Annotated in this window: 16 protein-coding genes; 13 read left to right on the top strand and 3 right to left on the bottom strand. The window is 41.8% G+C overall.

Annotated features, from left to right (window positions below; all coding sequences use genetic code 11):
- Window positions 1–88: 88 nt before the first annotated feature.
- From B5G52_RS02035 to B5G52_RS02020, 4 genes are all read left to right on the top strand, one after another.
- Window positions 89–400, top strand: a complete 312-nt coding sequence (locus B5G52_RS02035) for a pyrimidine/purine nucleoside phosphorylase (protein WP_087531038.1) — start codon at window positions 89–91, stop codon at window positions 398–400.
- Between the two features lie 183 nt (window positions 401–583).
- Entirely contained in the window at window positions 584–940 is a 357-nt protein-coding gene (gene raiA, locus B5G52_RS02030) for a ribosome-associated translation inhibitor RaiA (protein ID WP_087531037.1), read from the top strand.
- A gap of 132 nt (window positions 941–1,072) precedes the next feature.
- Window positions 1,073–2,305: an NRAMP family divalent metal transporter gene (locus B5G52_RS02025; RefSeq protein WP_087531036.1), complete on the top strand. Its 1,233-nt coding sequence runs from the start codon at window positions 1,073–1,075 to the stop codon at window positions 2,303–2,305.
- A gap of 45 nt (window positions 2,306–2,350) precedes the next feature.
- Window positions 2,351–3,013 (top strand): hypothetical protein, encoded by a 663-nt coding sequence (locus B5G52_RS02020; RefSeq protein ID WP_087531035.1) that lies wholly within the window; start codon window positions 2,351–2,353, stop codon window positions 3,011–3,013.
- A 74-nt stretch (window positions 3,014–3,087) separates the two neighbouring features.
- Here the strand turns inward: B5G52_RS02020 and B5G52_RS02015 are convergent, their stop codons facing one another.
- Genes B5G52_RS02015 through B5G52_RS02005 form a run of 3 tightly spaced genes read right to left on the bottom strand, consistent with a single transcriptional unit; the run spans window position 3,088 to window position 5,417 of the window.
- The gene (locus B5G52_RS02015; protein WP_087531034.1) at window positions 3,088–4,275 is read right to left on the bottom strand and encodes a VWA domain-containing protein; all 1,188 of its coding nucleotides are present in this window, start codon (window positions 4,273–4,275) and stop codon (window positions 3,088–3,090) included.
- Between the two features lies 1 nt (window position 4,276).
- Window positions 4,277–5,125 carry a MoxR family ATPase gene (locus B5G52_RS02010; RefSeq protein ID WP_087531033.1) on the bottom strand — a complete coding sequence of 283 codons (849 nt, stop codon included), beginning with the start codon at window positions 5,123–5,125 and terminating at the stop codon, window positions 4,277–4,279.
- Between the two features lie 52 nt (window positions 5,126–5,177).
- A complete protein-coding gene (locus B5G52_RS02005) occupies window positions 5,178–5,417 on the bottom strand; it encodes a DUF1653 domain-containing protein (protein WP_087531032.1) in 240 nt (79 codons plus the stop codon).
- A 60-nt stretch (window positions 5,418–5,477) separates the two neighbouring features.
- On the opposite strand from B5G52_RS02005, the gene B5G52_RS02000 reads away from it, so the two are divergent.
- The 9 genes from B5G52_RS02000 to B5G52_RS01960 all read left to right on the top strand — a co-directional run bounded on the left by B5G52_RS02000 (window position 5,478) and on the right by B5G52_RS01960 (window position 11,174).
- Window positions 5,478–5,954, top strand: coding sequence for a DUF2947 domain-containing protein (locus B5G52_RS02000; protein ID WP_087531031.1), 477 nt, complete (start codon window positions 5,478–5,480; stop codon window positions 5,952–5,954).
- A gap of 63 nt (window positions 5,955–6,017) precedes the next feature.
- Window positions 6,018–6,635 carry a hypothetical protein gene (locus tag B5G52_RS01995; protein ID WP_087531030.1) on the top strand — a complete coding sequence of 206 codons (618 nt, stop codon included), beginning with the start codon at window positions 6,018–6,020 and terminating at the stop codon, window positions 6,633–6,635.
- A 72-nt stretch (window positions 6,636–6,707) separates the two neighbouring features.
- Window positions 6,708–6,998, top strand: coding sequence for a cell division protein FtsB (ftsB, locus tag B5G52_RS01990; RefSeq protein ID WP_087531029.1), 291 nt, complete (start codon window positions 6,708–6,710; stop codon window positions 6,996–6,998).
- A complete protein-coding gene (ispD, locus tag B5G52_RS01985; RefSeq protein ID WP_087531028.1) occupies window positions 6,988–7,689 on the top strand; it encodes a 2-C-methyl-D-erythritol 4-phosphate cytidylyltransferase in 702 nt (233 codons plus the stop codon). The genes ftsB and ispD overlap by 11 nt, the downstream gene beginning before the upstream one ends.
- A complete protein-coding gene (gene ispF / locus B5G52_RS01980; protein WP_087531027.1) occupies window positions 7,686–8,168 on the top strand; it encodes a 2-C-methyl-D-erythritol 2,4-cyclodiphosphate synthase in 483 nt (160 codons plus the stop codon). Before ispD ends, ispF begins: the two co-directional genes overlap by 4 nt.
- Complete coding sequence (gene truD / locus B5G52_RS01975; protein WP_087531026.1) at window positions 8,165–9,193, top strand: tRNA pseudouridine(13) synthase TruD; 1,029 nt, start codon at window positions 8,165–8,167, stop codon at window positions 9,191–9,193. The genes ispF and truD overlap by 4 nt, the downstream gene beginning before the upstream one ends.
- Window positions 9,194–9,958: a 5'/3'-nucleotidase SurE gene (gene surE / locus B5G52_RS01970; protein ID WP_087531025.1), complete on the top strand. Its 765-nt coding sequence runs from the start codon at window positions 9,194–9,196 to the stop codon at window positions 9,956–9,958. It begins immediately after the preceding gene.
- Window positions 9,948–10,586, top strand: coding sequence for a protein-L-isoaspartate(D-aspartate) O-methyltransferase (locus B5G52_RS01965; RefSeq protein ID WP_087531183.1), 639 nt, complete (start codon window positions 9,948–9,950; stop codon window positions 10,584–10,586). The genes surE and B5G52_RS01965 overlap by 11 nt, the downstream gene beginning before the upstream one ends.
- A gap of 9 nt (window positions 10,587–10,595) precedes the next feature.
- Complete coding sequence (locus B5G52_RS01960; protein WP_087531024.1) at window positions 10,596–11,174, top strand: YqaA family protein; 579 nt, start codon at window positions 10,596–10,598, stop codon at window positions 11,172–11,174.
- Window positions 11,175–11,181 lie beyond the last annotated feature (7 nt).

The following is an 11,181-nucleotide window of genomic DNA, read 5'->3' as shown; positions in this document are numbered from 1 at the left end:
TTTTCACATCACTGCACTTGCAAGCCTTAGACGTATCAGGCACTGTGTCATTAATTAAAATTATAAACTTAAATAAACAGGAGTGAGGATGTCTCAGTTTGATAATGTAAGTGTTGTTAAAACAGCAAACGTGTACTTTGACGGTAAAGTTTCAAGCCGTACGGTAATTTTTGCAGATGGCAGCACCAAAACATTAGGCTTTATGCAAGCGGGTGAGTTTGAATTCGCCACTAGCAAAAAAGAATTAATGGAACTCAATGGCGGTCAGTGGCAAGTTTTACTACCAGGCGAGAGTGAATGGAAAACAATGTCAGCAGGTGAGTCATTTAACGTTGATGCGAACGTTACTTTCCAAGTAAAAGTGGCTGATTTTGCCGATTACTGTTGTTCGTACACTTAATATACAAAATCAACAATCGCGCTGAAAGCCCCGCATCATGCGGGGTTTTGCATATTTAATGCCCTCGGATTGATCTTAATCACCTTTAATAACAAATAAATGTCATATTTCTGAGTTTTCTGCTTGTGTTAATTCAAATAGCCCCCAATACTAGGGTTGAGGTAACAAAAAAAAGGATACCCTATGAAAATTAATCTTTCTGGTCACCATGTTGACGTTACTGACTCTATTAGAGAACACATCAACGAAAAGTTTTCAAAAATTGCGAGCCATTTTCCATCTCTGATCGCACTCGATATTATTCTTTCAAAAGAGCATCATAAGCTCCAAGCCGAAATTAGCACCATTTATGAAGGCGCGCGTTTATCAGTAAAAGGTGAAGATGAAGTTCTTTATCCTGCAATTAAAAACGCGGCTAAAAAACTCGATGCGGCACTAAAACATCGTAAAGGACAAATTAAAGCGAACCTACACGAAAAACCAGTGAGCACCACACCTGAAATTGCCCACGAAAAAGTTCAAGAAATGGACTTGCGTTAAAAATAAAGGCGCTAGGTTCTAGGTAACTAGAATCTAGCGAACTGTTTAATCTTCCACTAATTTTCTCACTTTCAATCCTCAGTAAAACGCTGTAACTTGCTTATTAATAAAAACAATATAGTAAGCACACACATGCAATCAGCAGTATCAACTTGGCAAACCCGTTTAAACGCACTAGGCCCTGGCATTTTAATGGCTACAGCGGCAATTGGCGGCTCTCATTTAGTGGCATCAACCCAAGCAGGTGCAATCTTTGGTTGGCAGCTTTTTTGGCTAATTGTGGTGGTAAATATTCTTAAATATCCGTTTTTTCGTTTTGGCATAGAGTACACGCTAGCCACTGAAAAAAGTTTAGTTGAAGGCTATCAAAGCAAAGGTCCGTGGTTTTTTAACAGTTTTATTGGTTTGAATATAATTGCTGCGGTGGTGAATACCGCGGGGGTTTTATTGTTAACAGCAAGCTTACTGCATTATGCTTTGCCAGTGAGTATTTCTGTGACGCTATTATGTTGGTTAATACTAACCGTGTGTTTAGTTATTTTATTACTTGGCCATTTTAAAGCGCTCGATAATGTCGCAAAGGCTATTATGGGCTTACTCACCCTTGCTACTGTTATTGCCCTTATAATTGCATTTAGTAATGGGCCAATGGCACCTGTAGGCTATGTTGGCCCCTCACCGTATGAGCTTGCTATGCTGGGTTTTATGGTCGCACTTATGGGCTGGATGCCTGCTCCCATTGAAATTTCAGCTTTAAGCTCGCTATGGCTAAAAGAAAAACAAAGCCAACAAACGGTAACACGAGCGCAAGGTTTGTTTGATTTTAATTTAGGTTATTGGTTAACCGCAGGGCTGGCATTAGTATTCTTTTCACTCGGTGTGTTAGTGCAATACGGACAAAGCGCAACTATAGAGCTAGGCGGCGTGGCGTTTGCAAAACAGCTGATTGATATGTACGCCTTCACAATCGGCGAGTGGGCAAGGCCACTAGTATCGATTATCGCCTTTTTATGTATGTTTGGTACTACTTTAACTGTGCTAGACGGTTATGCGCGTACGCTTAACGAATCGCACAAACTGCTTGGCTTTAAGCAATCTAAACACAGTTTAAACATCTGGCTAATACTGCAATCACTCGCTGGCATTGCGGTGATTTTGTTTTTTAAATCAGCCCTCGGCCCTATGCTCACCTTTGCCATGACACTTGCATTTGTCACCACCCCGGTATTTGCATGGCTAAACTTCAGCCTAGTGCGCTCAGAGCCCAGTATTCAGAACTCTAAACTAGTACGTACTTTAAGTTGGATTGGCTTCTTTTATCTAGTAGGCTTTGCGCTGGTGTTTTTGGTTTGGAAAATAATGTAGGTTGGTTTGAGAGAATCTAATACTTTTCTTATTAAAGGGTGTTACATGAAAAAAAGGATGATTTTTTTACTAGCATTACCACTTGCTCCAGTTGTAATTCTCATAACTTTGTACGACATTGGACCAGGTATTTCTATTGTAGAAAACCCATCATCATGGGGAAGCTTTGGAAGTTTCTTTGGTGGTGTACTTGGACCTCTATTGGCATATTTTTCACTAATAGGAGTTGGCTTCACACTTTCTGAACAATCTAGAAGTAACAAAATATCTGATAAATCGAGGAAAGATAGTTTAGAATTAAGCTTACAGGTTGAAAATATGAAATCAGCTAGACTGAAAGATACTCAGATGTATGATGATCAGAATCAAGCTTTTAATTTAGCACTTAAAGAGTTTGATTTCATAAATGAGGCAGGTAACTCCGCATTCCAAAGTATTTCCCAAAATCATATATTAGGTGCAGAAAATGATAGGTTTCTTTGGCAGCTAGATAGTTTCTCTAGTGTTTTTTCCAGTATAACTATCCTTATATATTGTAAGAAAAAGTTAGAAGTATTAATGGGCTATAAAGAAAAGGTTATTGCGCAAATGAAACTTTATAAGCATAATTTAGAAGTGAAGTCTATTCAGAAAACTTTACACTACAATAATTGTGTTGAAACTATAGCTGAGCTTAATAGGTTAATAAAAAAGTTTGAAGGTCTGTAAGTATCTAAAGTTGATTAGCATTAAAGTTAGTTGCGCGATATAAAATCGCGCCTTCAATTTTGACTGCTGACTTTTTAACTCAACCCCCTAATCGCATTACTAATGCCATCCAAGCTCAATGGGTACATGCGGTTATTCATTAGCTGCTTTATAAAATCAATTGATTGATAGTAACGCCAGTGTTCAACGGGTTGTGGGTTGAGCCACGCGACTTTATCAAAGTGGTTGGTGATACGGTTTAACCAAGCACTGCCGGGCTCTTCGTTGTAGTGCTCTACAGAGCCGCCGGGGTAGGCGATTTCATAGGGGCCCATAGTGGCGTCGCCAACAAATATTACTTTATAGTCGCTGGTGAACTTATTGATCAGCGTCATGGTGTCGATGACGTTTGAGTGGCGGCGTTGGTTATCTTGCCAAACATGCTCGTATAAACAGTTATGAAAGTAGTAAAACTCTAAGTGTTTAAATTCGCTATGGGCGGCGCTAAATAATTCTTCGCAGGTGTGAATGTAATCATCCATTGAGCCACCAATATCAAACAACATGAGTACTTTTACCGCGTTATGGCGCTCTGGTGCCATTTTTACATCCAGCATACCGCCTTGTTTGGCGGTCGCGCGAATGGTCTCGTTTAAATCTAACGTGTCACTTGCGCCAGTGCGGGCAAACTTACGTAGCTTTTTAAGGGCGAGTTTTATGGTACGTGAGCCTATTTCACGATCTGAATCTAAGTTACGGTATTCACGCTTATCCCATACTTTTACCGCGCGGCGGTTACGGTTACCGTCTTGACCGATGCGCACGCCCTCAGGGTTATAACCATACGCGCCAAAAGGTGATGTACCACCGGTGCCAACCCATTTATTGCCGCCAGCATGGCGTTTTTGTTGTTCTTCTAGGCGCTCTTTCAGGGTTTTCATTAGTTCATCAAGGCCGCCCATGGCTTTAAGCTGGGCTTTTTCTTCATCGCTTAGGTGTTTTTCAAACTCTTTGCGTAGCCACTCATTGGGTAAGTCATGTTGCTGTTTTAAGCTCTCAAGTAAGTCGAGATCGGCAATGCCGCTAAAGTAATCAGCAAAGGCTTTATCAAAACGGTCGAAGTGGGTTTCGTCTTTAACCATAATGGTACGGGCTAAATAATAAAAGCCGTCAACATCGGCAAATACCGCGCCTTTTTTTAGTGCGTTGATTAAATCAAGCAGCTCGCGCATGCTCACAGGTAAGCGGTATTCACGTAATTTGAAGAAAAACGCAATCAACATCTTAACGGCGGCTCATAAAGGCAAGTTTTTCGATTAGGCTGATGTCTTGCTCGTTCTTTAAAAGCGCACCAAACATAGGCATTAGGCCGCCTTTTTGAGTTTTATCGTGCAGCGTTTTTGCGTCGATGTCTTCAGCCATTAATAATTTAAGCCAATCGAGTAGTTCGCTGGTGGAAGGTTTTTTCTTAATGCCGTTAACTTCGCGTAGGCCAAAAAATACTTCAAGCGCTTGGCGTACTAAATCTTGCTTAACGTGAGGGTGATGTACGTCGACAATTTGCTGCATTTCGTCACTTGATGGAAAGTCAATGTAATGGAAAAAGCAGCGGCGTAAAAATGCATCTGGCAGTTCTTTTTCGTTGTTTGATGTGATGATCACAATAGGGCGCTGTTTAGCAACTACGCGCTCGCCGGTTTCATAAACATGAAACTCCATTTTATCCAGCTCAAGCAATAGGTCGTTCGGGAATTCGATGTCGGCTTTGTCGATTTCATCAATCAACAATACCGGGCGTTTATTATTCTCTTCGCCGTAGGTAAAGGCTTGCCAAAGCTTACCTTTAACAATGTAATTGCCGATGTCGTGCACACGCTCATCACCGAGTTGGCTATCACGTAGACGTGACACCGCATCGTACTCGTATAAGCCTTGCTGTGCTTTGGTGGTCGATTTGATATGCCACTGTATCAGTGTGGTGTCTAAACTTTTCGCCAGCTCTTCGGCCAACATGGTTTTACCTGTGCCAGGTTCGCCTTTTATTAGCAATGGCTTTTCAAGCAAAATTGCCGCATTAACCGCTTGTTTTAACGAATTACTTGCGATGTAGTTATCTGTAGAATTAAATTGCACGGTAATACCTTATCTGGTCTGAGCAGTAATGATTTTAATCATGATGCCATAACTATTCGGCATCGCCAAGGTAAGCAAAGCGGGGGATAGTTTGGCCGTTTTTTTCAACGGTTTCTAAAAACATACTCAATGGACGCGCCCAAATGCCAAATTCGCCATAGAGGGCTTGGTAAATAACCAGTTGTTCTTGCGTCTCGCTGTGGGTGGCAACATGGAGCACTTTATATTGCGGACCTTTGTAGTGTTGGTATAAGCCTGATTTGAGGGAAAGTGGTTTTATTGCTGTAGTCATGTTTTGATCTCTTGTATAATTTGCGCTTGCACTTTTAATGCTAACTAATTTGCCACTATTATGAACTATATACCGTTAGATGATTACAAAAAAGCGTGGGTTTTTCGCCACCAAGATGCGCCTGTCTCAGAGCAAGATCTTGATTTAATTAAACCCATGAGCCATGAACGTGCCGCTGTACTTTGGAGCACTATGGTGAGCCGAGAGCACGACCACCCAGACTTTTTTGATAAAACAGATTGGTGTGGTAAAGACGAAAGCTTTACACAAACTGTGCACTGGGAAGCAGCCTGGGAAGAGGGGGCTGAGCTACCACCTGAAGAAATTTTGGCGCACTTAGATTGGCAGGCAAATACAACTGTGTATTTTTGTATGGCGCGAGATAACATTATTGAAACCAGTTTTGCGGTATTTAAACGTAACTGGCAGAACTTTATGTTTTTAGCAGACGGCAGTTTATTACTTGGTAAAAAACGTGATGCTGTTGTGCAGTTTTTAGAAAACGGTGATGCAAAGCTGGGTAATAAGCCTGCTTAGACGCTTAAAAAGCGGTCAATACTATGCTATAAAATAAACACCTAGGTGTATTGAGTAGAAGCGTTGACTGCGAGTAACCCTGATCAACAAGTTGATATTTGGCAATCTGATGCACAACGTGTGTTGTATGCTCAACTATGCAATGCGTTTTATGCTCGTGAAATAACTCGATTAGTTAGCGAACCTAGTGAACAGCGCCTACGCGCGATATTAAAAAGTTTACCTTACTATATTGAACGTGCAGCCACTCGTGTGGTGAATGGCCAGGTCCCTTTTGTGCTTGATCCACAAAATGGTAGTTGGTTAGATAAACAAAAGGCTAAACCACCTAGCCAAGATGATCTTGCCGATTTTTATTCCCGCTATAAAAAATTAGGCTTAATTGTGCCGTTATTACTCGATAACGCCAATCAAACTCGGGTAGCAATAGACAGTATCGACCAAGTAAGCGACAATAAACTTCATTGTAATGAACATGGTTGGTTTGATTGCCAAGGTAGGTCGCTTGAAGGGCAAACTGCGTTACTATTAAAACCAACAAAAGCAACGATGAGCGCTGCTTGTTGTGGCCACCAGTGGCGTTTTAATAAGCGATGCGCTCCGCGTGTGTTGTCGTTGAGAGAAATGCTGCTAGCTAGTAATATTAACTGGCGTAATTTAAAGCGCACTCATGTTCAGTAAAACTTAACATCAGTTGTCTTCTAATGTGTATTTTTAACTTAAACTGATAAAGCAACAACCAAGGAGTGTTTAATGCGGCTGTTTCAATTTGCGCTACTTTGTTTAGCGTTGTTTGTACAATACCGATTGTGGTTTGGTCACAATGGTGTGCAAGATTATAGTCGATTAAAATCAGCGGTTACTTCCCACCAAGACACTAATGCCAACTTAATAAAGCGTAATAAAGTACTTAAAGCTGATATTGAAGACTTAAAGTTAGGTCAAGAAGGCGTTGAAGAGCGCGCTCGTAACGAATTAGGAATGATCAAGCCAGGTGAGACATTTATACGTGTGTTACCTGGACAACAACTCAATGAAAAATAAACATACAATCGCTGCTATTGTCCCTGCCGCTGGTGTAGGTAGTCGGATGAAACATAGCGCGCCAAAACAATACATAACTCTGGCCGGGAAAACTATTTTAGAGCATACATTAGCTAAGTTGGCTAAGCTTTCACAGCTCGATAAAATAATTGTGGTGGTCAGTGATGATGACCCCTTTTACGAACAGATACCCCAGATGGACAAGCGAATCGTTCGAGCCTGTGGTGGTAAAGAGCGTGCTGATTCAGTACTAAATGGGTTATTAACCTTGCATGCTGATCCACCTGATTGGGTGTTAGTGCATGATGCTGCTAGACCGTTAGTTAATACAACTGATATCGAACACTTAATACTGCAATGCCTAAGCGCTGATGAAGGTGGCATTTTAGCGACTAAGGTCAAAGACACAATAAAGCGTGGTGATACCCACAGTGAACAAACGGTGCCACGAGATGACTTATGGCAGGCATTGACGCCACAATTTTTTAAATACACAGATTTAACGAACGCACTACAAGGTGCATTGGCACAGCAAGTAGCAATCACCGATGAAGCATCAGCTATTGAGTGGACGAAAAAACCAGTCAAGTTAGTGCCTGGGCGCAGCGATAATATAAAAATAACCACACCAGAAGATTTAGATTTAGCCCACTTTTTACTCCAAAAACAACACAGCGAGAACGCATCATGATTAGAATTGGCCATGGCTTTGATGTTCATAAATTTGGCGGCGAAGGCCCGTTAACTATTTGTGGTGAAAAAATAGCTTACCCACAAGGTTTTTTAGCCCATTCCGATGGTGATGTGGCAATTCATGCATTGTGTGATGCGATTTTAGGTTCGCTTGCGATGGGGGATATTGGTAAACACTTTCCTGATACTGCCAGCGAATATGAAAATATCGACAGCCGTATTTTATTACGCCATGTAGTTGATTTAGCTAAGCAGCAAGGCTACGTACTCGGTAATGCAGATGTCACTATTGTGGCTCAAGCACCAAAAATGTTGCCTCATATACAGGCTATGCGTGAAAACTTAGCCGCCGATTTAAAGGCCGAGCTGAGCCAAGTGAATGTAAAAGCAACTACTACGGAAAAGCTGGGTTTTGAAGGACGTAAAGAAGGTATTTCAAGCCATGCAGTAGTGATCATGAGTAAGCTCTCAGTATGAGTGAATTAAACTATTTGTATGGTAAGCCTTTATCTCAAGCGGACTTTAAAACCTCGGCTGAAGACTTCATGGTTGATGAAGACCTTGGCATTGAATTTACTGGCAGTGGTGAACATGTGTGTTTGCAAGTCGTAAAAAAAGGCGAAAACACCCAATATGTTGCTAAGTTACTGGCGCAAAAAGCGGGGATTTCACCACGGGATGTCAGTTATGCGGGTATGAAAGATCGCCACGGCGTATGTAGCCAATGGTTTAGCGTGCCAGTGCCAATAAAAAAAGAGATTGATTTTACTGAGCTTAATAGTGACTCGGTATTTATAGTTTCTCAGCAACGACACAATCGTAAACTGCGTACGGGATGCCATAGGGGTAATAAATTTACAATTACGCTGCGCAATGTCACACAGCCGTTAGATATTCTTTGTAGAATTAATGCCGTTCGTGCCGGCGTACCTAACTATTTTGGTGAGCAGCGCTTTGGTCATGGCGGGCATAACCTTGATATGGCAAAGCGAATGTTCGCTGGCGAGCGTATTCGTGATAAAAAATTACGTGGCTTGGTTATTTCAGCGGCACGCTCCTATGTGTTTAATCAAATTGTTAACTTACGTGTTGCCGAGCACGGTTTGGCTAAAACCATGCACCGTGAAGTATTTATGCTCAGCGGTAGTAATGCCTTTTTTGAAGACGCCATTAGCGATGAAAATATTGCTCGGCTTGCCTCTGGCGACATTATGATGTCGGCACCTATGGTAGGTAAAAGCGAAAAAGGCTTAACAGAGCAAGAGAAAGAATGGCTAGAACCATACCAAGAATGGTGTGAAGGGCTTGGTGAGCTGGGCCTTAAAAACGAACGCAGAATGTTACGCTTAATACCACAAGATTTAGCGGTAGAAACAATTGATGAAACCACGATAAAATTAAGCTTTGGTTTGCCTAAAGGCACCTTTGCTACAGCACTACTTCGTGAGTTGGTGGATTACACCGATGCGAGCCCCAAATTACACAAAGAAAAGGACGCGTAAATGAAAATTTTATTGAGTAATGATGATGGTGTAAACGCGAAAGGAATTGCCGTACTTTATCAAGCTTTGACACAAATTGCTGATGTCACTTTGGTGGCACCTGATCGTAATTGCAGTGGCGCAAGTAATTCTTTAACGCTGATGAACCCTTTGCGTGCGACCAAGCTTGAAAATGGTTTTATATCAGTAAACGGCACACCAACAGATTGTGTGCATTTAGGTGTTAATGAGTTGCTAGATGAAAAGCCAGACTTAGTTGTTGCGGGTATTAACCATGGCGCTAATTTAGGTGATGACACGCTTTATTCTGGCACTGTTGCTGCTGCCACCGAAGGTCGTCATTTAGGCTTGCCTGCTGTGGCTGTATCCTTATGCTCAAAAGAAGGTAACTACTTTGAAACCGCGGCTGCGGTGGCTGTTAGTATTATCAAAGAGCTCACTTCGCATCCATTACCAAAAGATCAAATTATAAATATTAATGTACCAGATATTCCATTGAGTGAACTAAAAGGTGTTCAGGTAACCCGCTTAGGTGCTCGCCACAAAGCTGAAACCATGACCAAGCAACAAGACCCATGGGGCCGCGATATATTCTGGTATGGCACCTTAGGTGCAGAAAGTGATGCCAGCAATGGCACAGATTTTTATGCCATTAATAATGGGTATGCATCAGTTACACCTTTAAGTGTTGATATGACCGCGAAAGAAAGCATACAAGCGGTTGGCGATTGGCTTAAAACAATGGAGATCAATGGTGCTGTCTAATTATACTCGCAGTGCGCAGGCTCTGGCTGATTTATTAGCGCGAGAAGGCGTTGAGGATAGGCAGGTTCTCGATGCGATTGCTGCTATTCCTAGACATATATTCATCGACGATGTACTAAAGCACAAAGCTTATCAAAATACAGCATTACCAATAGGGCAAGGACAGACTATTTCACAGCCTTATATAGTTGCCCGCATGACAGAATTACTGCGCTTGGCTGGGGTTCGTGATAAAGTTCTTGAAATTGGTACTGGGTCGGGTTATCAAACTGCAGTACTGGCAAAAACCTTTACCAAAGTATGTTCAGTTGAACGTATAAAGGCGCTGCAATGGCAAGCCAAACGGCGATTACATAACCTTGATTTGTACAACGTAGCAATGAAACACGGAGATGGCTGGCAAGGCTGGCAATCACAAGCCCCGTTTCAAGGGATTATTGTTACAGCTGCAGCATCGCAAGTTCCCCAAGCATTACTTGACCAACTCGCCGATGGGGGAGTAATGATTGCACCAATTGGCAACGAAGAACAACAACTGGTAATGGTTGTTAGAAAAGATAATAAATTTACCCAACATGTAATTGCACCAGTGAGATTTGTTCCACTTGTCCCTGGTGATATTGAATAGGAAGTCACTTTGAAATTGTTTACTAAGTTATACGATATGGCGTTAGTGTGGGCAAAACATCGCCATGCAGAGCGTTATTTAGCCGGAATGAGTTTTGCTGAATCTGTTTTTTTCCCGGTTCCGCCTGATGTAATGTTAGCACCTATGGCACTTGCGCAACCTAGCAAAGCTTGGCGTTTTGCCAGTTTTACTACGATTGCATCTGTGATTGGTGGTGTTTTAGGTTATTTGTTGGGGTTTTGGTTATTTGAACCTGTGGTTGAACCGCTTATTAGCCAAATGGGTTGGCAAGACAAATTTAATATCGCTCTTGAGTGGTTTAAAAGCTACGGCGTTTGGGTGGTTTTTTTAGCTGGTTTCTCACCCATTCCTTATAAAGTATTCACTATAGGTGCAGGGCTTTTACATATGGCCTTTTTACCTTTTTTACTCGCTTCAGCGGTTGGCAGAGGCGCGAGGTTCTTTTTGGTCGCAGCGCTAATGAAGTGGGGCGGTGTGAAAATGGAGCAAAAATTACGTCAATACGTTGAAGCACTTGGCTGGGGCTTAGTCATTTTAATCGTCATTGCTTACTTTTTATTACGTTAACCGCTAA

This window comes from Pseudoalteromonas sp. A601 (genome assembly GCF_002165575.1).
GTDB lineage: Bacteria > Pseudomonadota > Gammaproteobacteria > Enterobacterales > Alteromonadaceae > Pseudoalteromonas.
The sequence above is the reverse complement of the archived record's forward strand: the minus strand, read 5'-3'. Positions and strand labels throughout refer to the sequence as shown.